Annotated in this window: 14 protein-coding genes; 3 read left to right on the top strand and 11 right to left on the bottom strand. The window is 62.8% G+C overall.

Annotated elements, in window-relative coordinates:
• Window positions 1–28: 28 nt before the first annotated feature.
• Window positions 29–1,354, top strand: coding sequence for a class I SAM-dependent RNA methyltransferase (locus tag ACF07D_RS13935; RefSeq protein ID WP_391505304.1), 1,326 nt, complete (start codon window positions 29–31; stop codon window positions 1,352–1,354).
• A 162-nt stretch (window positions 1,355–1,516) separates the two neighbouring features.
• Here ACF07D_RS13935 and ACF07D_RS13930 read toward each other — a convergent pair whose 3' ends face one another.
• Genes ACF07D_RS13930 through ACF07D_RS13920 form a run of 3 tightly spaced genes read right to left on the bottom strand, consistent with a single transcriptional unit; the run spans window position 1,517 to window position 4,289 of the window.
• Entirely contained in the window at window positions 1,517–2,128 is a 612-nt protein-coding gene (locus tag ACF07D_RS13930; protein ID WP_391505303.1) for a response regulator, read from the bottom strand.
• The gene (locus ACF07D_RS13925; protein ID WP_391505302.1) at window positions 2,125–3,045 is read right to left on the bottom strand and encodes an acetamidase/formamidase family protein; all 921 of its coding nucleotides are present in this window, start codon (window positions 3,043–3,045) and stop codon (window positions 2,125–2,127) included. The genes ACF07D_RS13930 and ACF07D_RS13925 overlap by 4 nt, the downstream gene beginning before the upstream one ends.
• Window positions 3,045–4,289 (bottom strand): aromatic amino acid transport family protein, encoded by a 1,245-nt coding sequence (locus ACF07D_RS13920; protein WP_391505301.1) that lies wholly within the window; start codon window positions 4,287–4,289, stop codon window positions 3,045–3,047. Before ACF07D_RS13920 ends, ACF07D_RS13925 begins: the two co-directional genes overlap by 1 nt.
• A 292-nt stretch (window positions 4,290–4,581) precedes the next feature.
• On the opposite strand from ACF07D_RS13920, the gene ACF07D_RS13915 reads away from it, so the two are divergent.
• Window positions 4,582–5,865, top strand: a complete 1,284-nt coding sequence (locus ACF07D_RS13915) for a diaminopimelate decarboxylase (protein ID WP_391505300.1) — start codon at window positions 4,582–4,584, stop codon at window positions 5,863–5,865.
• Here the strand turns inward: ACF07D_RS13915 and ACF07D_RS13910 are convergent.
• Genes ACF07D_RS13910 through ACF07D_RS13900 form a run of 3 tightly spaced genes read right to left on the bottom strand, consistent with a single transcriptional unit; the run spans window position 5,862 to window position 7,796 of the window.
• Entirely contained in the window at window positions 5,862–6,689 is an 828-nt protein-coding gene (locus ACF07D_RS13910) for a hypothetical protein (RefSeq protein ID WP_391505299.1), read from the bottom strand. The genes ACF07D_RS13915 and ACF07D_RS13910 overlap by 4 nt on opposite strands.
• Window positions 6,686–7,408 (bottom strand): ABC transporter ATP-binding protein, encoded by a 723-nt coding sequence (locus ACF07D_RS13905; protein WP_391505298.1) that lies wholly within the window; start codon window positions 7,406–7,408, stop codon window positions 6,686–6,688. Before ACF07D_RS13905 ends, ACF07D_RS13910 begins: the two co-directional genes overlap by 4 nt.
• Complete coding sequence (locus tag ACF07D_RS13900; RefSeq protein WP_391505297.1) at window positions 7,401–7,796, bottom strand: GntR family transcriptional regulator; 396 nt, start codon at window positions 7,794–7,796, stop codon at window positions 7,401–7,403. Before ACF07D_RS13900 ends, ACF07D_RS13905 begins: the two co-directional genes overlap by 8 nt.
• A 98-nt stretch (window positions 7,797–7,894) precedes the next feature.
• On the opposite strand from ACF07D_RS13900, the gene ACF07D_RS13895 reads away from it, so the two are divergent.
• Window positions 7,895–8,293: a YchJ family protein gene (locus ACF07D_RS13895; RefSeq protein WP_391505296.1), complete on the top strand. Its 399-nt coding sequence runs from the start codon at window positions 7,895–7,897 to the stop codon at window positions 8,291–8,293.
• A gap of 14 nt (window positions 8,294–8,307) precedes the next feature.
• Here the strand turns inward: ACF07D_RS13895 and ACF07D_RS13890 are convergent, their stop codons facing one another.
• The 5 genes from ACF07D_RS13890 to ACF07D_RS13870 form a co-directional block, all read right to left on the bottom strand.
• Complete coding sequence (locus tag ACF07D_RS13890) at window positions 8,308–8,760, bottom strand: MarR family winged helix-turn-helix transcriptional regulator (protein WP_119281862.1); 453 nt, start codon at window positions 8,758–8,760, stop codon at window positions 8,308–8,310.
• 99 nt (window positions 8,761–8,859) lie between these two features.
• On the bottom strand, window positions 8,860–11,076 hold the full coding sequence (locus ACF07D_RS13885; protein ID WP_391505295.1) for a heavy metal translocating P-type ATPase: 2,217 nt from the start codon (window positions 11,074–11,076) through the stop codon (window positions 8,860–8,862).
• A gap of 107 nt (window positions 11,077–11,183) precedes the next feature.
• On the bottom strand, window positions 11,184–11,843 hold the full coding sequence (locus ACF07D_RS13880; RefSeq protein WP_391505294.1) for a pentapeptide repeat-containing protein: 660 nt from the start codon (window positions 11,841–11,843) through the stop codon (window positions 11,184–11,186).
• 125 nt (window positions 11,844–11,968) lie between these two features.
• Window positions 11,969–17,029, bottom strand: a complete 5,061-nt coding sequence (locus ACF07D_RS13875) for an SdrD B-like domain-containing protein (RefSeq protein WP_391505293.1) — start codon at window positions 17,027–17,029, stop codon at window positions 11,969–11,971.
• A 338-nt stretch (window positions 17,030–17,367) separates the two neighbouring features.
• Window positions 17,368–24,777: a DUF5979 domain-containing protein gene (locus tag ACF07D_RS13870; protein WP_391505292.1), complete on the bottom strand. Its 7,410-nt coding sequence runs from the start codon at window positions 24,775–24,777 to the stop codon at window positions 17,368–17,370.
• Window positions 24,778–24,817 lie beyond the last annotated feature (40 nt).

Below are 24,817 nucleotides of genomic sequence, written 5' to 3'. Positions count from 1 at the left end.
AGTTCGCTGGCGTGGGAGAATAGTCTTCATGTCTGAACAGCGCGAGGGCACGCCCCTCGAAATCGGCTCCGAGATCGAGCTCGAAATCACCGGAATTGCACATGGCGGCGTGAGCGTCGCTCGCCACGAGGGGCGCGTGGTGTTCGTCGCCGACGCGATCCCCGGCGAGCGCGTGCTCGCGCGCGTCACCGATCAAAAGAAGAAGTCGTTCGCCCGCGCCGCCGTCACGCGCGTCATCGACGCTTCAGAAGATCGTCGCGAGCACGTGTGGGAAGAGGCTTCGCTCGAGCGTGACCCGGCAGAGCGCGCTGGCGGCGCCGAGTTTGGCCACATCGACCTCGCGCGCCAGCGCGTACTGAAGGCTGAAGTTCTCGTCGACTCGATGGCGCGCTTCGGCGACATCGAGCTCGCTGGCGAAGATGGCGAAGACTTCCGGGAAACCCTCGCCGAGCTCGTCGAGCCGGCCGACGGCGACGACGAGGCGAATGGCCTCGGCTACCGCACGCGCGTTCGCCTCCACGTCGATCCCGAGACCGGTGCTGTCGGCCCCTACGCGGCTCGCAGCCGCACAGTCGTCCCGGTGTCATCACTGCCGCTCGCGACTGCAGGCGTCAACCAGATTGCGCCGCTCACTGAGGCAATGCAGGGTCTGCAGACGATCGACCTTATCGACCCCGCGAACGACGACCCCCGCATGCTCATCACCGAAACCGGGCAGAAGGAGCGTCGGGGCGAGAAGGACCTCGTCGCCGAACTCGTCGAGGATCGCGGCTTCATCGTACGCGCCGGTGGCTTCTGGCAGGTGCACCGCGAGGCACCCGCGATGCTCTTCGGGGCGGTGCACGACGCGATCTCCGACCTCATCGAGGCGGGCCAGTTCGACCCCGCGGCCGGCAACCTTGACCTGTATGGCGGCGCCGGCCTGCTCGCGGCCGCTGTGGCCGAAGCTGCAGGGCCTGGGCTGAAGATCACCTCGGTCGAGTCCGATCCCGATGCGACAGACAATGCCGCTGAGAACCTCTCCGAGATCGTCGGGGCCCGCGCGCTGACTGCTCGCGTCGACAAGTATCTCCGCGAGCTCCTCGATGCGGCAGCGCCTGTGCGCGATCGCCTACGCCGCGGCACTATCGTGCTCGATCCGCCGCGCTCGGGTGCGGGCGGAGACGTCACTCAGCAGCTCGCCGAGCTTGCGCCCGAGAACATTGTCTACGTCGCCTGTGACCCTGTTGCGCTGTCTCGGGACACGAAGTCACTGCTCGACTCTGGCTACGATCTGCTTGAGCTTCGCGCCTTCGACATCTTCCCGCACACGCACCACTTCGAGTCACTCGCGGTCTTCAGCCGCGCCGAGTAGTCGCTGTGGGGCGCTGCGACGCCCCACAGCTCTCTCACCACCGAGCCACAGCCACAGCCACAGCCACAGCGTATGTAATCTGCAGACCCAATGCCGGTTTCGCTCGAATTGGGCATTGCACGTGCAGATCGCGGGCTATGAGGTGCCCGGCCGAGCCGTGGGTCAGGTAAAGAGGGCTTTACGGCTGTTGACGCCAAGCTTCTGCAGCACATTCGAGACGTGCGTCTTCACAGTTGGCACTCCGACGAACAGCTCCTTCGCGATCTCCGAGTTCGTGTATCGCTGCAGCATGAATCCGAGAACCTCCTGCTCGCGGGCTGTGAGCGCCGTACGCTGAACGCGCTCCGCAAGGTTTCTGGCGCTAACCCCGGTGTCCGTTGTGACGTTCCACACCCTGCTGCCGCGAGCCGTCGCCCGGACCGTCTCGACGAGCCGCCCCTCGGGGTGATCCTTCGTCAGGAAGCTGTCGGCGCCCGATAGAAACGCGAGCGTTGCGTCTGAATGGCTGGTGTACGACGTGTACATCATCACGCGCGGCCCGAGCTCGATCGACTTGATCTCACGGCAGAGTTCAAGCCCGTCGCGCACGCCTCCGAGCCGCAACGGAAGAATCACCAGATCCGGTGAGGTGTTCGCGACTGCGGCGAGCGCCGCGCCCGAATCCGTCGCCTCTGCGACGACGCTGAGATCCTCGTGCGCACCGAGCACGGTCGCCAGCCCGAGGCGCACGATCGGGTGGTCCTCGACGATCACGATCTTGACCAAGCTCGTCACGCGCGGCCCTCGTTAAACAGTGTTTCCGGGCACCACTCGCGCGGGATCGTGATCCTCGCCGTAACAAGCGGGTTCACCGCCTGACTCACCTCAGAACGGACGATCAGGCTCGCGGTGCGGTAGGCGTCTTCCCAAGTAAGTCCCCGCCAATGCTGGATCAAGTCAACCGCAGCAGCAAAGCCCGTGCGAATGGCCTCTTCTATGGTTGCCGCGCTCGCAAGCAAGCTCAGCCCGCCCTCGTGCCGCACCGCTGGCAGTTCTCCCGCATACACTTCTTCGCCTTGAAAAACAGCCCGTTCAACACGCAGACGTACTCGACCGGCGATCTCGACGCCAGTTCCGCCAAGTTCGCCGTCACCTTGCACAGCATGCAGATCACCTACGGCAAGTAAGGCGCCGTCGTGGCGAGCGCGCAAGAAGAGGGCGGTGCCGGCCTGGAGCAGGCGAGTATCGAGATTCCCGCCGTGTGTACCCGGCCAAGAAGAGCCAATGGGTTCTCCACTCGGAGCCACGCCAAGCACCCCAATCATTGGCGTCAGCGCGACAGGGGTGACGGGAGTCACCCAGGCGTGCCCGTCTCGTATCGGCACAAGGCGAGTGCTTGGCACGCTGATTCGGTCGCCAAGCACGCCCAGACCCGGCGACAGCGCCATGATGCCTTCATCAGCAAGCTCTATGGCCTCGACCACGACGCAAATCATCGCCCCCGCGCGCACTCCTTCGACGTACACCGGCCCGGTCGCACGGTTGAAATGGGCCATATCGATGTGAGGTCGTAGCACTTGTTCCGAGATGATCTGTCCCGCGTAGCAGTCCTGCGTCTCGCATTCGAACGGCTCACCAATCGCGACCACAGCGACCGGCTCACTGTGAGCTGAGAACGCCGTGATCGCGGATGTCGCAGGGATGCGGCGCATTAGGCCCAACCGTCAGGGACGAGGCCGAACGCTGACACCAGCGAGTAAACAAACGCAAGGCCGAATACCAGGATCAAGAGGCCCTGAACGATCGGATGCGACATCCATCCCGCATGCCACGCAGGCTCCTGGTCACCATGTTTGCGGGCTCGGTGCAGCATGAGCACGGGCACAATAGACATGATCGCACCCGCGAAGCCACCGGCGTAACCAAGGGCCGACACGAAACCAGCGAGGTTGAACACCCCAATCAGGAACGCAGGAATCGCGACAATCGCAATCGCGGCGACGCGGTAGCCAGGTGCGCCCTCGGAGGGCCACTTGAACCGGTCAAAGATGTTTGTCATCAGTGTGAGTGCGATCGCCCAAAATGAGGTCATCATTGCAAGGACGGCGAAGATGTTCGCCAGATAGTATGCGGCGGACCCAAGTTCTTGTCCCCAGGCGACAGTAACCACCTCGGTGATGCCTTCGCGGCCCATCATGCCAAGCGCAGCAAGCGGAACTAGCGCGAGGAGGAATCCCGTTGCACACATACCAACGACGATCGCTCGAGGCAACGCGCGTGGGTTCGTTTCTGCGAGGCCACGCGCGAGTTCAGGAACGGTGTACTGAGCGATGAACGCGAACACAGCAAGGTTCACAATTGGAATGATGAAGAAAGGCTGCACGTAGGTGACGTTCGCAATATCGATGCCGGGGCCAACGAACGTCCAGCCACAGAGCACAAGGATCAGCACGAGCATCGCAATCGTGATCGCCTGCTCAGAGCGGCCAGTCGCTTGGAGTCCAAACCAAACGACAAGCACACCGGGGATGAAGAAGAGGAGACTGCCGACCGCTTCGGGCAGGCCGAGCAGCTCAGAGAGGATCCTTCCGGAGCCCGAGGTATACGCGATGAGCGCGCCGAGTCCATTCACTGCGACTCCCGCGAACACCAACCAGGACCCCACATTGCCCAGGTACTTCTTAGCGAGTCCGGCAAGCTGCAGCGGCTCCTTCGTTCGCAACGCAACTTCGGCAACGTAGAGCATAGATGCCGTGGTGAGAAAGCCGGCGACGATCAGGGCTATCAGCAGCGCTGGAAAGCCGCCACTGCGCGCGCCGTAAGGAAGTGCGAGAATTCCCGCGCCGATGTTCGCGCCGAAGATGATCGCAACACCCTGCCAGAAGGTAATCGCGGTGCTATGCGTCTTGGCCGTCGCCGTCTGGGCGCCTGCGCCCGACTGGGTAGCGGTAGTCATGTCTTTTCTTTCTGATGTTCAATATGTTGGGCCCACGCGACAACGCATCGCTGTACAAGATTCGATGGTGTGTCAATGGGCCACGACCCATGCAGCTCCGCAGGGCACGATTCACCATATGGGCTGAGACCAGTGGTCTCTTCATCCTCATGGGATGAATTCGGCAGCAAATCTCATCCCCCTGGACTGATCTGCCGCCAAACGAATAATCCTAGCCTGGGTGACGGGGCACGCCTCGCCACGGAACAGCCCCGAACCGTCCACGAGCACGAGAGCGCAGATACCGACAACCATGAACGATTCAGCCCGGCGATCACAGATCCTCACCGCAGCCCGTGCCCAGGGGCTGCTCCACGAAGAGCACTCGCCGCTCGTGGCGTTCCTCGACTGGGAGCGCGTGCAGCTCAACGTGGAGCACCTGCTCGGCGCCTTCCCACGGGACATCCCGGTACTCCACGCGTTCGCGGTGAAGGCGAATCCGCTTGTGCCTGTACTTGCTCGGCTCGGGGAGCTTGGCATGGGAGCCGAGGTCGCGAGCGATGGCGAGTTGAGCGCTGCGCTGGCGGCCGGAGTCACTCCTGACAGGCTCGTGTTTGATTCCCCCGCGAAGTCGTGGGGTGAGCTGCGCCGGGCGCTCGGTCTTGGCGCGGCTCTCAATGTCGACAACTTCCAGGAGCTCGCACGCGTCAGGGCGCTACTCGCGGACGCCGGATCAGATTCAGAGATCGGAATCCGCCTGAATCCGCAGGTGGGTGCGGGCTCGATCGCCGCAATGAGCACGGCGAGTGCACACTCGAAGTTTGGTGTGCCGCTTCGCGATCCTGGAATGCGCGAGCAGCTCGTCGAGGCATACCTTGCCTCACCGTGGCTACGGAGGGCTCACACGCACGTCGGATCGCAGGGCTGCCCGCTCGAGCTCATCGCCGAGGGTGTGAACGAGCTCGTCCGCTTCGCCGACGAGGTGAACGCGCGTGCCGGGCATGCACAAATCAGAACCCTAGACATCGGCGGCGGTCTTCCCGTCGACTTTGCAACTGACAACCCAATCTCAGCGTTCGACGACTACGTCGCCGCGCTCGAAGAGGGTGCCCCCCGACTGTTCTCTGGCGACTATGAGATTGTCACCGAGTTCGGTAGGAGTATCCTCGCGAAGCATGGCTTCATCGCAACGTATGTCGAGTACACGAAGCAGGTTGGTGGCCGCAGGGTGGCGATCACTCACGCGGGTGCACAGGTCGCGACCCGCACCGTGTTCATGCCCGATGCGTGGCCGCTTCGGGTTGAGGGGTTCGATAGCGCGGGTGGTTCGAAGCCGTCAGCTATCACAGAGGTGCAGGACGTCGCTGGTCCGTGCTGTTTTGCGGGCGACCTCGTTGCTCGCGGCCGCGAGCTTCCGCTTCTTGAACCCGGCGACCTCGTTGCGCTTCTTGACACCGGCGCCTACTACGCGAGCAACCCGTTTCACTACAACTCGCTCCCGGTTCCGCCGGTGTACGGCATCGAGAATGCAGGTACGGCGCCCGAGTTCACTGAGATCAGGGGCGCCGTACGGCACGAGCTGCAGGTCGTGCGTTAGCGGAGGGATGTCCGTCGGTCGACTGAACGCGCGCCCCACCAGGCAAGCACCACGCCGAGCACGAGCGAGACGAAGAGCACTCCGAGGCCGAGGACGCTCGGGTCGGCTCCCGCCGGGTCTCCAGGTTTCAGCGCTGCGAGGAAGTCCTGGAACATTCCTTGCGCGACGAACGTGCCCGCGTCTGGGCCGCCGATTCGGATGCCGAACGGTATGAACAACATCGCCGCGAGCCCGAGTAGCTGCATCACGAAGTAGAGCACCACGGTGAAGATCACTGGGGCTGCGAACCCCAGGTGGTTGAAACGGCCCTCGGCGCCAATTGACATGAGCGCGGCGCCGGCTATCACTGCGAATACGAGCTGCATGAGCAGCGCGACCACTACGAACCAGGCGAGCCCTGGATCGACTGTCGTGAGCAGTTCACGGATGAAGTCTGCCGGCGCGACGCCCTTCGACACTGCGAGGGCAACCGCCGCGAGTGCGAGCAGGGCGGCAGTCAGCGCGGCCGCGACAAACGAGACGAGGATGCCGTAAAGCACCTTTGCCGCGAAGATTGTTCTGCCCCTCACCGGCAGAGTCATCGTGAAGTAGCCCTGCGCGCCGTACATTGTGCGCCAATAGCTCGCGACGAGCACCGCCAGCACGACAGGCGTGAGCGCGATCGTTCCGGCTATGCCCGCGCCGAGCCCGAGCCCGTCGAGAACGGGTACGCGCAAGATCGCGATCGCGTACCCCATCAGGATCACGATGAGCAGTATTCCGACTGTGGTAAGAAGCGTCTTGCGGGTTGTAATGAATTCCTGGCTCAACAGCTTGGCGATCATGCTGCGTACACCTTTCTGAAGAGCGCGTCGAGGCTCACGCCGTGTTCTTCGCGGAGGTCGTCTGCGGCGCCCTGGAGAAGCACTTTGCCTCCCCGAAGAAACACAACCGAGTCGACGATCGACTCGACATCTTGGATGAGGTGGGTGGAGACGAGCATGAGCGCGTCGTCAGCGAAGTTCGAGAGGATCCCGCGCAGGATCACGTCGCGCGACGCCGGGTCGACGCCCGAGATCGGCTCATCGAGAAGGTACACACGCGCTCGGCGACTCATCGCGAGCGAGATCTGGAGTTTCTCCCGCATGCCTTTCGACATCTCTTTCAGGCTTCGGTCCCACGGGAGGCCGAAGAAGTCGACCATCTCGCGCGCCTTGGCGGTGTCGAAGTCTTCGAAGAACCTCGCGTATTGAGCGATTGAGTCGGCGGGTTTGTGGGAGTCGGGTAGGAACGACGCGTCTGGCAGGAAGGACACGAGCGCCTTGGACACCGCGCCGGGCTCACTTCCCGCGATCTGCACACTGCCCTCCCACTCGGCGAGGACCCCAGCAAGGATCTTCAACAGCGTAGTCTTGCCGGAGCCATTGTCGCCCATAAGTCCGACAATCTGGCCGGGCTGCAGGCTCAGGTCAAGGCCGGCAAGCGCCGGACGGCCTCGGTATGCCTTTGAGAGGCCCCTCACCTCGATCGCGGGTGACGACGGTGGCAGATGGTGCTCACTCATCGGGTGTCCTTTCGGTCTGCGCTGCGTCGGAGGCTTCCGCCCAGCGTTGTTCAAGCAGTTGCACAGTCTCAGGAAGGGTCATGCCGAGGCCGTTGGCGGTCGCGACGAACGCGGTTGCCTGGGCTGCGGCGAGCGCGGTACGCGCACTGGCGATGGCGACCTCGTCGCGGGTCACGAATCTGCCCGCCGTTCGTTCGGCGAGTGTGAGGCCGAGCCTGTCGACCTCGCCGAGCGCCTTCTGCACGGTGTTTGGGTTCACCCCGAGTTCGAGTGCGAGTTCGCGCACCGAAGGAACTTTGAGGCCCGTCGGCCATTCCCCCGAGGCGATCCGTCGCCTGAACTCGTCGACGAGCTGCGCCCAAATGGGCCGGGAATCGTCGAGTTGCATGCTGTGATCCTTCCTTCGACGGGGCTAGCACCCGTCATGTACCACTGTATTACGACAGTGGTACAGATTGCAAGCCGCGTTGCGGGTAGCGTGGAACCGTGACCGCGCTCAACCCATCAGCCCCCTGCCCGTGCGGCTTTGGCGACCCCTATCTGAAGTGCTGTGGCCCCATCCATGGCGGGAGCACAGCCCCCACCGCCGCCCAGCTCATGCGGTCCCGATACAGTGCGTTCGCCATCGGCGACGAGGCGTACCTGTTGCGCACCTGGCATCCGGGCACGAGACCGAGAGAGCTTGAGCTCGATGGGACCACACGGTGGCTGCGACTCATCGTCGAAGAGGCCGAGCTTGGCGGACCGTTTGACGACACGGGGTACGTTACGTTTTCCGCCATCGGTAGAACCCCGGAGGGGCGCTTTGAGCAGCGCGAGCGCAGTCGCTTCGCGCGCGAGCACGGCAATTGGTTCTACGTGGACGGCATCGAGCCACCCAACTAGCGGGGCAAGGCGCGCTAAACGCCCCCGCGAACAGCCTCCCGCAGCGAGCCGAGCATGCCACAGAGACGCTCAATCTCGGGCTCACTAATCGCGGAGGCCTCAGCGACGCTGCCAGGCAGGTGCATGAGCTGCGCCTGCAGGTGACGACCAAGCTCGGTGCAGAACACTCGCACCTGGCGGCCGTCGTTCCCCACACGCTCGCGGGAGATAAAACCGCCGGATTCGAGCCGTGTGAGCAGCGGCGAGATTGTGCCCGAGTCGAGCTCAAGCTCAGCACACAACTCAGTCACCGGCCTCCCGTCGCCGCTCCAGACCGCCCGCATCGTCAGATACTGCGTGTAGGTCAGGTTGAACGGTTGTAATTCTTTCCGGTACGCGGCGACCATCGCCCGCGATGCTGCGTAGAGCTGAAACGTCAGCTGATCGGCAAGCTCGATCTCCCGCTCGCCTTGGCCGAGTTCTGGCACGGCACTCCCCCTTCTGCCGTCTGCGTCCTCGCAGGCCCCCCGACCCGCAGAAACAGACTTTACGTGTGCCCCCGAGACTACCGGTGGCACACGCGTTTGTCAGCTTTGAAGCACTCGTTGCGTTGTGACCTCTGGCCGAAGGTCGAGCCTGCGCAACAGTTGCGCGTTCAGCGCGACCACGACTGTGGAAAGCGACATCAATATCGCGCCGACCGACATTGGCAGCACGAACCCGATTGGCGCGAGCACCCCTGCAGCAAGCGGCACCGATAGGAGGTTGTAGCCTGCCGCCCACCAGAGGTTCTGTCGCATCTTCCGGTAGGTGGCCTTCGACAGCTCGATCACTGACACGACCGAACGCGGGTCGTCACTTGCGAGGATCACGCCGGCCGATGCGATCGCGACATCGGTACCGGCGCCGATCGCGAGCCCAACATCTGCCTGCGCGAGCGCCGGCGCATCGTTCACGCCGTCGCCGACCATCGCAACACGCTTGCCTTCGCCTTGCAGCTTGAGCACCTCAGCGGCCTTGTCTTCGGGGCGGACCCCGGCGAGCACCCTGTCAATCCCGAGCTCGTCGGCGACGGTGTTCGCAACCGCCTCAGCATCGCCCGTGATCATAACAACTTCGACCCCGAGCTTATGCAGGGCACGAACCGCGTCACGCGACTCCGCGCGAATCTCGTCGCTCAACGCAAGGGCACCAATCACCTCACCGCCGCGCAGCACATGCAGAATGATTGCGCCGCGGCTCCGCCATTCCTCGGCAACGTCGAGCTCGCGCTCACCCTCTTCCTGCAGCATGTATGGCCCACCAACACGCACGACAGAACCGCCCACCGTCGCGGTCACGCCAACCGCAGGAGAGGACGAGAAATCGGCAGCGGCGGGTACGTCGAGCCCCCGATCGCGCGCAGCTCGCACGATGGCCTGAGCGAGCGGGTGCTCACTGTCTCCCTCCGCGGCTGCGGCGAGGGCGAGGACGTCGTCCGCCGCGTATTCGCCCGCAGGCTCGACGCTCGTGACTGTCGGCTCGCCCTTCGTGAGTGTGCCCGTCTTATCAAAGAGCACCGAATCCACGAGGCGCATACTCTCGAGCGCGAGGCGATCCTTCACGAGGATTCCGGCGCGAGCCGAACGCTCAGTCGCGATTGAGACGACGAGCGGGATCGCGAGGCCAAGGGCATGCGGGCAGGCGATCACAAGCACGGTAATCGTGCGAACCACAGCGTCGTCCGGGTTGCCGACGAGCGTCCACACGATCGCCGTGACGACGGCAGCGGCGAGCGCGAACCAGAAGAGCCAGCCCGCGGCGGTATCTGCGAGCCGCTGGGCGCGCGACGATGAGTTCTGCGCCTCCGTGACGAGGCGCTGGATCCCGGCGAGCGCGGTATCGTCGCCGATCGCCGTGACTTCGATCCGCACACCGGAGTCAGTCGCCACGGTGCCGGCCGACACATGCTCGCCGACGCCGCGGCCTACTGTGCGAGATTCACCAGTAACCATCGACTCGTCAAACGATGCCCGCCCATCGACAACTCGACCGTCCGCGGGGACGCTGCCGCCGGGCCGCACGACGACCACATCGCCGACGCGGAGCGCGCTCGGCGACACCGTGACGATCTCGTCCCCCTCGACACGCTCAGCCTCATCCGGCAACAGCGCGGCGAGCGAATCGAGCGCCGACGTCGTCTGCGCGAGGGAGCGCATCTCGATCCAGTGGCCGAGCAGCATAATCACGACGAGGAGGGCGAGCTCCCACCAGAAGTCGAGCTCGTGGTGAACGATGCCAAGGCTCGCAGCCCAAGAGGCGAGGAACGCCACAGTGATTGCGAGCGCGATCAGGAGCATCATTCCGGGCGTGCGAGCCTTGATCTCATCTACTGCTCCGGTGAGGAACGGCTTGCCGCCCCACACGTACATGATGGTGCCCAGGATCGGCGACACCCAAGCCAGCCACGTCACTTCGGGGAGGCTGTACCCAACGATCGACGCGAACATGCCTGACAGCGCGACTGTCGGGATCGCGAGCACAAGCATGATCCAGAACATGCGCCGGTACTGCGCAACGTGCCCCTCGTGGCCGCCGTGGCCTGCATGTCCGTCGTGGCTCTCGTGGCCGCCCTGGCCGCTGTGACCGGCGTGCGCGTCATGGCCTGCGTGGTCGCTAGAACGTTCATGGCCTTCGTGACCCGCATCCGCACCAGTCTCTCCGCTCGCGTGCCCCGCTTCGTGGGTGTGCGGCGTATCGTCGGCGTGCTGGGCGTGGTCCACATGATCGATGTGCTTCGTCGGGTGGTTCTGCTGGTTGTCCATCCTGACTCCCCTCGGGTTGCTTCTGGATCACTCTAAACATACCCCCCAGGGGTATTAATTACCAGAACCAATGTTCACCCGAGACTATTCCCGCCTAGCCGCGGCGGCTACCCCTCGACGACTACTCCAAAGTGAGATGCGAACGCGTCGGCCATGAATGCAACCTGCTCACTCGTCATAACTGCACCACGAAGCCCCTCAAAGCCTTCAAGCGCGTGAAACTCGAGGCCACGCAGGTCGAGCGCCTCTCCGTGAGCCTGCGTGAGCGACAGCTTCTCGGTCACACAGTCAACAAAGGCCACCCTCGAAATCTTCGCACCGCCGAGATCGACCTCGTCGAACGTGCAGTCACGAAACACCACATCATGAACAACCGAGCCCCGCAGATTGATCCACCCGACCTTTGCCCCAGAAATCGTGACCCGCCGCACCTCTGCGTCACTCATGTCGAGCGCGCCAACTCGTGACTCCTGTAATTCGGCATCGCGCCAGGTACTCCCCGGGGCCGACAACACAGGCACTGCCCACTGCGTCAGGCGCGAATCGATAAAGCGGGCTCCGCGGAGATCCACCCGATCACCCGAGAGCCCCACGACTTCGCTCTCCATGAGCGTCATGCCCGCGAGCGAATTCGTCACTGTATCGACTTCGATCCGCCTGCCGTCCACATCAGCGCCCGCCGTCAGATCCGCGGCAATGCCTGGGGCAAGATGCGCGAGCACGAGTGGTTCGACCCTCGGAGTATGTTTCACCTGACGTTTCACCATGCAGCCAGGCTAGGGCAGACCACTGACACGCAGACGTGCGTTACAGCATCCTCACGAAATGCAGAACGGGCTCCTCCCGGCATGTGCTGAGAGGAGCCCGCGCTACGCTAAACGCCGTTCAGGTACTAGGCGGTGCGACGTCGCCAGATCATCAGCGAAGCGCCAGCAAGCAGCAGCAGCGAAGCGAGCCCGCCGACGAGGATCGGGAGCGGGCCACCGGTGTGCGGCAGCTCGTTCACACCCGGGGTGCCCGGGTTCTCAGCGCCCGGAACCTCAGTCGCTGGGATGTCGATCACGACGACACCAGCGTCCCAGGTTGGGTCGATGCCCTCGGTCGCGTTGACCTCGCCAAACTCGTACTCGGTCGTGAGATCCGTGTTGCTATCGCCAAGCACGATCGTAGCGGTGAAGCCAGTCTCCGGGTCAGCGTTCGAATCCACAGCGCCATTCGAGCCGACTGACGGCTTCGTGAACTTGTAGATCTTCTGCTGTTCCTTGGTGAGGGTGAACTTCACCTGGTACTCGCCAGCGTTCAGGTCATCGAACTTGTAGCGCCCGTTCTTATCGGTCGTGGTCGTCGCAATGACTTCCCCGTCCTTAAAGAGCTCCACGGTGACGCCCGGAAGCACCTTCTCGGAACCGTCCTGGACGCCATTCTTGTTCGCGTCGATCCACACCACGTCACCGACGGCATAGGTCTTCACAACCACACCGGCGTCCCACGTCGGATCGATGCCCTCGGTCGCCTCAACGGTGCCGAAGGGGTAGTCCTTCGTCAGGCTTGGGTTCGAGTCGTCGAGCACGATCTTTGTCGTAAGACCGGTCTTTCGGTCGGCATTCGAGTCCACTGCACCGTTCTCACCGATCACGTGGCTTGTGAAGGTGTAGACCTTCTTCTGCTCGTCAGTCAGCGTGAACCGAACCTCGTATTCACCAGCGTTGAGGTTGTCGAACATGTAGTGACCGGTGTCGTCAGTCGTGGTCGTCTTGATGACTTCCCCGTCCTTCAGAAGCTCAACGGTCACGCCAGCAAGGATCTCCTCATCAGCGTCCTGGATACCGTCACGGTTCGCATCGATCCACGTGAAATCACCGATCGCGTAAGTCTTCAACACCACACCGGCATCCCACGTCGGGTCAATGCCCTCGGTCGCCTCGACAGTGCCGAAATCGTAGTCCTTGGTGAGGTTCTCGTTGCTGTCACCCAGGACGATCTTCGACGTCAGGCCGGTCTTCGGGTCGGCATTCGAATCGACAGTGCCGTCCTCGCCAGCAAGCTTGTCAGTGAAGACGTACCGCTTCTGCTGTTCGGGCGTAAGCGTGAACTTCACCTCGTACTCGCCTGCAGGCAGGCGATCGAACATGTAGCGGCCCTTGTCGTCTGTCGTCGTCTCCTTGATGACCTTGCCATCCTTGATGAGCTCAACGGTCACGCCGGCAAGGATCTCCTCATCAGCGTCCTGGATACCGTCACGGTTCGCGTCGATCCACGTGAAATCACCAATCGCGTAGGTCTTGCGGATCACGCCCGCGTCCCACGTCGGATCAATACCCTCTGTGGCCTTCAGCTCGCCGAACTTCGGATCCTTGGTGAGGTTCTTGTTCGTGTCGCCGAGCACGATTGTCGTGGTAAGCCCAGTCTCGGGGTTCGCGTTCGAATCAACCGCGTCGTCGGATCCCACGGTCTGCTCAGTGAAGCGGAACTCCTTCTGCTGCTCCTCAGTGAGAGTGAACTTCACCTGGTACTCGCCAGCAGACAGGTCGTCAAACCGGTACAGGCCTTTCTCGTCGGTGACAGTTGAATCAATGACCTTGCCGTCCTTGATGAGCTCAACGGTCACGCCGGGGAGGATCTCTTCGCCCTCGTCCTGCACGCCGTTGTTGTTCTCATCAATCCAGGTGTAATCACCAATCGCGTAGCTCTTCAGCACAACGCCGGCGTCCCACGTCGGGTCGATGCCCTCGGTTGCCTTCACCTTGCCGTGCTCATAGCTCTTTGTCAGGTTCTTGTTTGACTCACCAAGCACGATCTTGGTGGTGAGGCCGGTCTCGCGATCCGCATCCGAATCGGCGGCGCCGTTCTTTCCTGAGTTCTGCGTCGTGAAGGTGTACAGCTTCTGCTGCTCCTCCGTCAGCGTGAACTTCACGTGGTACTCACCCGCAGGCAGCTCGTCGAAGAGGTAGCGGCCCTCGGTGTCGGTCGTCGTGGTCGCGATGACCTTGCCGTCCTTAATGAGCTCAACGGTCACGCCAGCGAGGATCTCCTCGTCGGCGTCCTGGATACCGTCGCGGTTCGCGTCGATCCAGGTGAAATCACCGATCGCGTAGTTCTGGCGGTCGTTGTACAGCACGACCTCCTTCGCGCTGTCGTCGGCCTTGAACCCGATCTCGAGGAGCTCGTCTGCCTTCTTGTACCCGCCAGGGGCAACGTCTTCGCGGAGCCAGTACGTTCCGGGCTTCTTGACGACGGGTGTGCCGCCCTCCGCGGTGACAATCTTGCCGTTCTCAACGCGCAGGTCGGTGAGCACAACAGTCTTCTTGTCGGCGTCGAGGACCGAGAAGACCGCATCCTCGTCGGTAATGAGCTTTGTGGCGTCCGCGCTATCGCGCTTCAGCAGGCTCAACGGGTAGTCGTTCGTCGGGGTGATCGTCGCACCGGAGGTTCCGATGAGGTTCGTGACACCGACGTTTTCCTTGGCGCCAACGAGCTTGACCTTGAAGTACAGGCTCACGGTCTTGCCGCTCTCGAGCTTGCCCTTCGGCACGGTGAGAGTGTTGCTTGCCTTGTCGTAGATCGCCTTCAGCTGCGAACCGGGGATGTTGTACTCGTTCGTCGCGCTGTAGTTGCTGCTGTCGAGATCCCGCTCTGCAACGAACCCGAGGAACTCGAGCTCCTTCGGCAGTACGTCAGCAACGTCAAACACCATGCTGTTGAAGTTGCCGTGTGGCTCGAGCTCGACCCGGTACGTGAACTCGTCCTTGATGAGCTCGCCGGACTTTTCGTCGACCTCAGCGCGGAAGTTCGTCGTGAAGTCCTTCCCACCGCTGCCGGGAACGTAAACGTGCTTCCGCACCTCCATCTCGTCGCCGTAGCTCGTTGCCTTCGTCGTCGACGACGACGTGAGCGTGTACTCGAGATCGCTGCCCTCGTAGCTAGCCGAGTTCTTGACGCTCAGGGTCTGCTTGCCCTTCAGCACGTAAGTCGACAGCTCGAGCTTGATGCTCCAGCCGCCGAGCAGCTTCCCGTCGGCGTCCTGTTCGGCCTTGAGCTTCGCCGTGAACGCGTCGTTCGGTTCAATGACGAGCTGCTGCTTATCGTCGATGGAGAGGTCGAACATCGTGCCGTCGAGCTTGTGTCCCCCGTAGGAGCCAGTGATCGACTTGGCGATCTCGGGGAGCGTCGCCGCAGAAACGTTGAAGATCTCGTGGTCGACCGCATCGATGATGCGCGACTTCGCCGCGTCGCCAACCTTTGCTCCGACCTTGAAGGTGTACGGGACGGCGACCGAGGTGCCCTCCTCGACGGTGATTGGTCCGCCGGCGGTCGTCTTGGAGAACTTCTGGTTGTCGTCGATCACCGCGCCGTCGAGGTCCTTGGGCGTCGTAATGACGGTCGTCGCCCACTTAGTGACCGATTTGTCGCCGCCGTAGATGAACTTCGCCTCGTTGTCGGCGCGGAACTTCAGAACGTACTGCGTCTGATCGGCAGGATTTGCCGGAAGCTCAGGAAGCTCCGCGGCAACCTTGATGGTGTACTTCTTTGTGGCGTCCTTGCCGATGTTGACGTAGAGCCGCTGGCCGTCAAAGAGGTATGTATTCACGTACTCATCGGCGGCGATCGCCGTCTCGATACCGCCGGTCAGGCCGGTCGCCTCCGTGAGCGGAATGGCGTTGCCGGCGGCGTCGGTGAGGACCGGCGCGCTGCCTGTCCACACTGCGGGAGCGTGCAGGTTGTCACTGATGACGACGTTCTGCGCGAGCTTGTGCTTGGGGTTGTCCGCGAAGTCTTTGAAGACCGTGAGATCTGCGCCGAGCGTGTAGTCCAGCTTGATGGGCTCGTCGAGCTTCGCGCCGCCGACGAGCTCGTCGGCGAGCGCAACGTCGCGCGGATCCACGGACTTCGTGAACGCCTCGCCTACTCCGGGGCTTGGAGCGGCCTTGACGTTGCCCTGAAGCGTGATGCCCGCGCTCTTCTTCTCGCCCGCGATGGTGACGTTGTTGTTCAGGGTGACCTTGTAGTCGCCACCCTTGTCTGCATCGATTGCATCGTGCTGAGCCTGGAGCGCGGCCTGGATCTTCGCGAGCGCGTCAGAGTCTGCGATCTTCGCCGCGTAGGTGAACGTGTAGACGGAGTTCGCTTCGGCGTTGAACTCGTAGTCGAACGACGTGCCCGAGATCGAGGGGAGGCCGTCGATTGCGGACTCGACGGGGCTCATCCCGTTCTCATCTCGAACCACCTTGGTGCCGGTCAGGGAGGCTGGCACGAGCGCAAGGCCCTCGTCGAGCGCGTCCGAAAGCTTCACCGTGCGAGCGTCCTTGCTCGAGACGCGAACCGTGTAGGGAAACTCGGTGTCGAGCACGCTCTGGTCGATGGTGACGACGCCATCGTCGCTGACTGTGTGCGGGATCGAATTGATCCCCACGCGCTTGTCCGACCAGGTCTCGGTCTTCTGCGGCTTGTTGTCGGGCGTGGTGACGATCACGGTCTGCGTGGTCGGGTCGCCGTTGATGCCCCACTCGAGCTCACTCACGCCAACGTTCTCGAGGGTGTCGAGGGTGAACTTAACGCCGAACGAGCCCTGGTTGATCCCGCTCGGGAACGGGTTCTTAAACTTGACAACGAGCTCGCCTGCGTCGTTCATCGTGAGCGATTCGACAACCTTGTTGCCCGGCTGCACAACGAGCGCGGACTCGGGGATCGAAATGCCCTTCGGCAGCGTGACTCGGGCTTCCTCGCCGTCGTCCATCACGCCGTAACCGAACACGAGGTCGTAGGTCTGGCCCTCGACAAGAACGGGAAGGCCGTTGTACGTCTCGCCTGACTCGGGCTGTTGCACCGAGAACTTGCCGCCCGCGGCCATCGCCGGTGCGCTGAAGCCACCGACGACAAGCAGCGCAACAAGTGCCCCCGCTAACCAATTTATGAAAATGCGCGCGCGCGAACGCGGCGCGATGTACTCAGACATCGTCGCTTCCCCCCAGAAACAAATAAAAGAGGGACGCGCAATACACACACGCGTCCCTGCGTAAGGGCCACTCAAGCAGCCCCAGAATTTGGTTTCGACCTGCCCAAACAGGTCTGAATCCCCCGTCGGAAATCCTATCGGGCTGACGCGTGGCAGCGCCAATTGATGACTGTGCACGACGCGCCCGAAGAAGTTATCTTGAATTCACGAAGCGCAGTCCTGTGCAGCGGAGAACACCATGAAGTGCGAATGGACCTCCCAGCAAACGCAAAGAAGCGGGTGGGAACTCAGGGCTCCCACCCGCTTCTTTCTCGCATTACTCTGCCGAGACAGAGGCCTTACTCAGCACTGTTGCGCTGCCGCACGCGTGTGCCCACCAAGGCCACCGCACCGGCAAGCAGCAGTGCGCCTCCGCCAAGCAGCCAGCCCACCGGCAGCCCGCCGCCAGTACCAGGCAGCTTCCCGCCTGTCGGGGGCTCAGGTGTGACCGGCGGAAGCACGAACTCGTTCACCACAGTGAGCTCGATGACCTCGTCAGCAGCAACCGTCGCCGCACCGACCGCCGCATCGCCGGCATTCGGGGTGATAGTCACGGCGCTCGCGCCGCCAGCGTCGGTTTCGCGCAGCTCACACTCCGCGCCGGCAGGCAGCTCCTCATAAGTCGCAGTGAGGCCGCCGGCCTTAGACAGCTCACGTTCGGCGCCTTCCGGCACCTCGATCTCGACTGTCTCACCATCACGCTCAACCGAGCAGGTGAGCGCAACTGTGAACACCTTGTCGGCGGCGAGGCTCGCGCCGTCACCAGCGATCTGCTTTGTCACCTGCAGGCTCCCGACATCAAAGGTGTTTACGACCCGAAGCTGGAGTGCGTCTCCGCCACCGATGGTGACGGGACCCGTGATTGCCTCCCCCTCGGCAGTTAGGATTTCGCTCGAGGTCGCCCCGCCAGTGACAGTCTCAGTGAGGCCGCACTCGGCGCCGACAGGCAGGCCTGTGTAGTCGGCTTCGAAGCCGCCCTCAGCGGTGAGCTCGCGCTCCGCGCCGCCAGGCACCGGAATCGAAGTGTCGTTGAACGTGCACTCAAGGCTCACCTCGAACGGGCCAGCGCCCCAGCGCTCAGCGCCGTCGCCGACAACTTCCTTCGTGACGTGCAGGTCTCCTGCGTCGAAGGTGTTCACGACAGCGAAGGTGGCACCCTCGTCGGACCCAACTGTGAGCGACTCAGGCGTGATTGTGGGCTCCTGCGAGGCACCGCCTGTCGCCGTCTCAGCCACACCGCACTCGGCACCAACAGGGAGCTTCTCAATTGTGAGCTTCTCGCCCGCGAGCGCCTCGGCCTTTGTCAGCTCCAGCGCGCCAGCCCAGACGGTCTTGCCCTCGAACGTGCACTCGACTGTGAACTCGAAGACTGTCGCGTCTGGCACGAGGGAGACGCCCTCGCCCACAAGCTGCTTCTCGATCTCGACCTGCCCAAGCGGCATGACGTTCGTGAGCTGCAGATCGAGCGCCGCTTCACCCTCGGTGACGGTGATCGTCCACGATCCATCCTCATTCGGCGCGACGACCTCACCGTTGAGCGTGAGGCTTGCGGCGCCGCCCTGTGCGTCGAGTTCCGTGATTGTGCACGTCGCGCCGACAGGGAGGTTCTGCACGAGCCACTTCAGCCCGCCTGCGGTGAGCTCTGCTTCCGCAACAGGGAGCTCGAGCTCCTCGCCAAGGAACGTGCACTCGGCCTTCACCGGGAAGGCGCCGTAATCAATCGCCTCTTGGTCCTGGTTTTCAGCGCCCTCAACCTGCTTCTGAATCTCGAACGACCCAACCTCGTAGGTGTTTGTCAGGGTCGCGACGGGCGTGGTCTCGTCCGCGCCAACGGTCACCTTGACGGCTTCTGAGGAAGTCTCGCCGTTCGCGCCCTGAACATCGCGCAGCTCACACTCGGCGCCCCACGGGAACTGCTCGTCGAGCGTCACGACCTCGCCGGCCGGGACGGTGACCGAGATCGGGTCAAGCGTGACTGCAGCCGCGCCCTCGCGTGCGGGAACCGTGCACAGGACCTCAACCTGGAACTCGTCGGGAGCGAACTCGGCACCTGGTCCAGTGACGAGCTTCTCCACGGCAAGCGGGCCCGTTGCGAGGGAGACGCCAACGCGAATGCCCTCGGTGGGGAGGACGCTTGATGTGCGCCCGTCGCCACCGACAGTTTGCCCACCGACAGCAATCGAGTTCCACGCGACAGTGTCAGCGGTCATCTTTGGAGACTGCGCGGGGGTGCGCGTCTCAAATGTGTATGCGAGGCGCTCGCCAGGTGCAAGCGGCTTCGCAGTGAAGTCGAATACCGTCTTCACGTGGAACACTGTCGCCGGGTCCACATCTGCGGTGAGCGGCTGCCAGAAGCCGTCGCACTGCACTGCCTCGCTCGGCTTCAGGTCCGCCGTGCATGCTGCGCCAGCAGAACTCGAGTAGAACTGCGTGAAAGCGACGTCGTCGCGGTACCTCTGCCCATCGGGTGCGGTGTCGCTCACGATCGCCGAGTTCCCGATCCACGCAGGCTGCCACTCAGATTTGCGCGGCAGCAACACAATGGCGCCCTGGTCATCAACGCGCGGAAGCGAGTCGATCGTCACGACGGTGTCCATCGGCAGCGTACCCGTATTCTGCAGTTCCTCGCGCCAGGTCTCCTTACCCAAGGGCTTGGTCACCGGAACACAGTTGCTGAACGAGTACTCCTCGGCGAACTGCGGCTGGCACTCGCGGCCGGCGGTCGGGTTTGGCACGTCGGCGATCCCAAGCTCGGTGTCGTTGGCACGCACGTACTTCTTCCCACGCAGCGCGCCCGACTCAGTCGGGTACACCTCAGTGTCGGCCCAACACTCCTTGCTTTCATGCTCAGACGCGAAATTGCAGCTGTTGAAGTTCTGATGCGGCGACACCACGGCGAATCTGTTCGTCACCGCGTTCTCTGAACCGGCGACCAGACCTGGACGGAACATCATGTTCGCGGTGATGGTGTAGGCCTCTTCGGGGTACATCACCGTGCCCTGTGGGAACTCGAACTTCACACCGAAGATCTCGTCGCCTGGCGCTGCCGGACTGTCGAGGGTCTCGTCAAGGAAGGTGACGGTGATCTTGGCAGGGTCGATCGGCATCACCTTCGTAGCTGACGGGTACAGCGGGTTGGTGAGCTCGAAGCTGAAGTACTTCTCAGGATCCATGTCGGGATCGAAGACGAGCTGCGGCTTGCCTTCGGCAACCGGGAAGTAGTCGATGATGAACGGATCCAGAATGCCGCTCTCCTCATTCTCGTCCGGATCAGTCGAACGCTTTGACGTGTTCGTCGTCTTCAGCTTGAAGGGAATAACCTCGCCTGGGCGCTGGGCGCCGACCGGGGTTTTCTCGACTGCGACCTCAATGCCGTCAGACAGATAGGTGACTCGAGCTGTCGCATCTTCGTGAGCTGTCAGCATGGGCCCGGAACCCCCCGACTGCTTTACGAAGCTCTCGGTGTCAGCGTCCACGGTGTTGTTGAAGAGTCCACCTGGCGCGTTTGCCGGCTCACCGGGAGCGCTGATCGCGGCCCCTGAACTCGGCACAGGCTCTGTCGGAGTTGAAACAAGATACGCGCGGCGCTTCACATCAAGCGAAATCTTGACTTCGGGGTTCGCGGGGTTCTCGAAGGCGACGCGAGCATCTGCAGCACCCACACGCGTATAGGTCAGTCGAATGCCGCGGATCTTGTCGAAGTCGGCGTCTGCGACGTTTGCCAACAGCGCAGCGCGGGCGCCGTCGATCTTGCCGCCAGCAGCAGCAACCGGAACGTCTGACCCTGCGACCCAGCCCGCTCCCTGCGGCGTGAAGTTCAGTCGGTTTCCGGCCTGTTCGCTGAAGTCTCCGTAGAGCACCTCGGCCTGCACGTGGGTGATCGGCGCCGGCACAGCGAGGGTATCGCCCGTGAACCCGACGAATCTGAAGGCGTTCCAGAAGCTCTTTGCTGAGGCCTGACCCGCAACGCGGTTCTCGCCGGAGTCAGTCACGACAAGCTTGTCTACGCGCCCCGTACCGGTCGGGCGCGCGGTGAGGTTCATCTGAATCGCATCCCACTCTTCAGCGTCGTACTCGGGTTCACCGGGGATGTATTCGACGAGCTGCTGGTCGGGCGCGAATCCCTTTGTCGTCTGCACGGCGATGTCGAATGTGTCGAGCTTGATCTGCGCGTCATCCTCTGCCTCCGCGTGCGATCCAGTCGGTGCACTCGGGAGACCGCAGAGATCGCAGGCGAGCGCAATCGCGCCGTTCTTGACAGGCGAATCGACTGTCGTGACTGGCGCCCCGCCGTCACGGTGCGTCTTTCGCAGTTGCAGGTCCATGACGAGCGTGGAAGTTGCGTTACTGAGGATCGAGTTAGTGTTTCCCTCAGCGTCGGCCTTGCCTTCGTGATGTAGCTGCACCTTGACCGTGCTGGCGAGAGTTTCACGCCCGGCAGCAGTATCGGCAAGCGCGACGGCCTGTCCCGGCGCAAGTCGGGTTTCAACCCCAGCGGCGTCCGTGAGCACCACGACGGTCTTGTCGGGGTCTGCTCCCGCGACGTTGTTCGAGGCCGACACGATGCGGCTGACATTGAACACATCGAATGGGTCTGCGCCCCCGGGGCCCGCGTCAATAATGTCGAGCTGTTCGAGCTGGGTCACCGAGGTGTTCTTTGCGACCAGAGTGACACGACTCGTCGGGTACTGATCCTGTGGAACATCCGCGGGGGGCACCCCGAGCGCGCCGCCTGCCCACCCCTTGTTCAGGGTCACAGTGACGGGCCTGTCGATGATCGAGATGATGTCACCGTCGTCGTCGTGACCAAGCACGGTTCCATCACCATCAACGGAGGTACCGCTCGCGATGTTGTTCACATCGCCTTCGGTCTCAGTGTTGAAGATCTCGGTTCCCAGTACTGGCTCACCTGCGGGTGAGCGCTTTGAGTCGCGAAGCTCCCACTCGAGGTCGATCGCGCGCACGCCTTCCGAGCTCGGGCTCGCGCTGTTGGTCTTCGCAACGCCTGAGCCAACGGCAGGGGCCAGCGGGTCGCTCGACGCCTCGCGTGCGGCGGCATTCTCTTCGAAGATGAGTCGCACCGCTGTCGTCGAGACCTGCTCAGCAGGGGTGAGCGCAAGCTCAGGCACGCTGCCAACAAATGGCAGCTTACCCGCGGCAGCAGAGATGGTGTTCCACGTGCCTGTCGAGGCATTCCACAGCTGCACGTCGGCGACCTGGTCCCACTTGAGCGACGGATCGAGCTCGGGCGTGATCGTCTTGATCTTTACCAGGTTGAGCGCGTTGTAGACGCTCTTCTCGATGGCGTCACTCGGTCCCGCGGCAGGGTCAAAGACGCCGCCAGGTGCGAGGCGGGAGTCAGAAATAACCATCTGGTCAACGCCTGTGCGCCCACCTGTCGACCAGTACAGGCGCGATGTGGCGTGCGCACCCGAACGCGACGGCAGGATCTGATCGGCGGGATCAATCCATCGCTTCTCGAGCAGATCATGCACGCCGATAATTGGGTTGTTGATCTGCAGTTCGTTGCAACTCTCGGGGGAGACGCCAGGCTCGACGCCTACTCCGCCGGTCGCGACTGAGGCCGAGCAGTTTTCAACAATCTCGTGCTGACCGCCTGGAGCCTCGACAGGGGGAAGGCCTTCCTTGAGCTCGGACGTAAAGTTCGGCTGCACTGTGTTTCCGGGCGCGAAGCCAGGATCTTCGTTCTCGAAGTCAAACTGGAGACCGCCGATGCGATCACGGAGCTCCTCGGGGATCGTCATCGAGAAGCTCGTGGCACCGACGATGTTCTCGGCACCTTCAAGGACCTTCCATGCGCCATCGACCTTGTCGTAGTAGCGGATGGTGAGCGTCGCGCCCGCTGGCACGTCGGTCTTGGTGATCTGCTTGGGCTGGAATGAGTCCCAGAACGAGGAGCTCACTGGAGCGCTCCCGGGGTCGCTCGGGTCGCTCAGCGCAGGATCAGTGACAACGATGTGGTGCGCGTTGGCGTTCGACTCGGGCTTCTTCAGCGTCGTCGGCAGTTGCACTGTGGCTGTCTCGCCCTTGTAGCCCCACATCTCGCCGGGGTTGACCTTCTTGACAGTCTCGAGTTCGAGATGCTGCTCAGCAAAAGTCAGCGTGTCGTCGGCGTCGTTGTTTGCTTCGCCGTTCTCGTTGGTTCCGGTGACTGCAATCTCGTTGACAACCTGGGCGTTTGGCTCCGAGTCTTCGGTAGCCACGACATCGAACTTGATCTCGCTCGAACCGCCCGAGGTGATCGAGCCAGGAGCCGGGGAGGTGAATGTGACTTCGAAGTAGTTCAGCGACTTGAAGTCGCCTGGAAGCTCTGGGAACGGCTGCCCGTCCTGCAGGGTAAATGTCGCAGACTTTGTCATGCCGTCAGTGGCGATGTACTCCAGCGTGAGTTCGCCGCCTGTGGCCGCGCTCGGGAACTGGACGTTGCTTGTGAAGCCGGTGAACTCCAGCATCTTCGTGCCGTCGACCTCGCCGAACACGCCCGATGCGGGCTCGCGGATCGTGAGAGTTTCGAGGTCGACGAGGCTCGTGTTGGTGCCGGAGATCGTGACGCCCGTGGTCTCGCCGGCGAGCAACTCGTCGGTGTCGAATTCCTTGGCCGCGCCGACGGAGAGATCCTCCACCGCGATTGTGTAGTCGGCTTCATTGTCGGCGGTGTTGTTCTTGTCGCCGAGGGTGACCTCGCTCTGAACGTCGTTGAGAACCTTGGTCGTCTCGGTGAGCTCAGCGACGCTGTCGCGCTGTTCGAGGTTCAGTGTGAAGCCGCCACCCGCGTTCACTGGGATCTTTGAACCATCTGCTGCGTGGAAGGTGACTCGTACGCCCTTCGCGTCTGCGCTCGGCGGAGCGTGGGGCATGTCGCTCGACTTCAGTTCGAACGGAACCCAGTTCCCGTCGATGAAGTACTCAACGGTTGCCGTATCTGTCGCCCCCTCTGGGAAGGTGAGGGTCTCCATCGCGGCGATCTCGAGGTGGTCGAATGGGTTGGGCGATGCCGTCGGATCGATGGGGTCCGTGAGCGACAGACTGTCGACGCCGGCATTCGAGGTGTTTGTGCCGTTGACCGTGAGCTGCGTCTGCTGTCCTGGCTTCGCCTGACCGGCTTTCGGGTTGTAGGACTTCTCGACATCGGTACGCAGGTCTAGTTCGATCACCGGGGTCACTGCCACGTCGTCTGAGACCTTCTCCGCATTATCGGCGTCGAGGGTTGCCGTGTTGACGATCGGCTTCGCGGGCTCGACGTACTCGAGGTCTTCGCGCAACTTCACCTGGATCGTTATGACCCCGTCTGTGTTGTCGACGAGACCGACGGTGCCGTCGCCGAGTTCTTCGGTGAACGTCACCGTGACACTGTTGCCATCAACTACGGGAGGGGCGGCCGAAACGTTCGACACTGCGACGCTGCCAGGGATGATCTCGAACTCTGCAGGAATGAGGTCCGAGAGCACCGCGTCGCGGCAGCCGAGGTCGGTGATGGACGAGCAGCCGACTTCGATGCGGTACTCCATCGTTTCGCCTGGTTTGAGCGTCGTGGCCGAGGCGGTCTTCTTAATCTCGAGCACGCTTGTCGTCTCGGCAGCAAGTGCTGCCTGTGGGGCGGTGACTGCCATGCCGAGCGTCAGCGCTGCGCCAATGGCGAGCGCTATGCCCCGAAGGCCTGATCTTTTTGCTTCTCGAAAACGACCCACGTTGTCCCCATCGCTCAATACTTCACACGAGCCTGCTCGT

It is taken from the genome of Leucobacter sp. NPDC015123 (genome assembly GCF_043080205.1).
Lineage (GTDB): Bacteria > Actinomycetota > Actinomycetes > Actinomycetales > Microbacteriaceae > Leucobacter > Leucobacter aridicollis_A.
The sequence above is the reverse complement of the archived record's forward strand: the minus strand, read 5'-3'. Positions and strand labels throughout refer to the sequence as shown.

Bases quoted from the DNA above. Each gene is read 5' to 3' on its own strand.
- ACF07D_RS13935 (WP_391505304.1), top strand. From the start codon at position 29: ATGTCTGAACAGCGCGAGGGCACGCCCCTCGAAATCGGCTCCGAGATC.
- ACF07D_RS13925 (WP_391505302.1), bottom strand. From the start codon at position 3,045: ATGCGCCGCATCCCTGCGACATCCGCGATCACGGCGTTCTCAGCTCAC.
- ACF07D_RS13920 (WP_391505301.1), bottom strand. From the start codon at position 4,289: ATGACTACCGCTACCCAGTCGGGCGCAGGCGCCCAGACGGCGACGGCC.
- ACF07D_RS13915 (WP_391505300.1), top strand. From the start codon at position 4,582: ATGAACGATTCAGCCCGGCGATCACAGATCCTCACCGCAGCCCGTGCC.
- ACF07D_RS13910 (WP_391505299.1), bottom strand. From the start codon at position 6,689: ATGATCGCCAAGCTGTTGAGCCAGGAATTCATTACAACCCGCAAGACG.
- ACF07D_RS13905 (WP_391505298.1), bottom strand. From the start codon at position 7,408: ATGAGTGAGCACCATCTGCCACCGTCGTCACCCGCGATCGAGGTGAGG.
- ACF07D_RS13900 (WP_391505297.1), bottom strand. From the start codon at position 7,796: ATGCAACTCGACGATTCCCGGCCCATTTGGGCGCAGCTCGTCGACGAG.
- ACF07D_RS13885 (WP_391505295.1), bottom strand. From the start codon at position 11,076: ATGGACAACCAGCAGAACCACCCGACGAAGCACATCGATCATGTGGAC.
- ACF07D_RS13880 (WP_391505294.1), bottom strand. From the start codon at position 11,843: ATGGTGAAACGTCAGGTGAAACATACTCCGAGGGTCGAACCACTCGTG.
- ACF07D_RS13875 (WP_391505293.1), bottom strand. From the start codon at position 17,029: ATGTCTGAGTACATCGCGCCGCGTTCGCGCGCGCGCATTTTCATAAAT.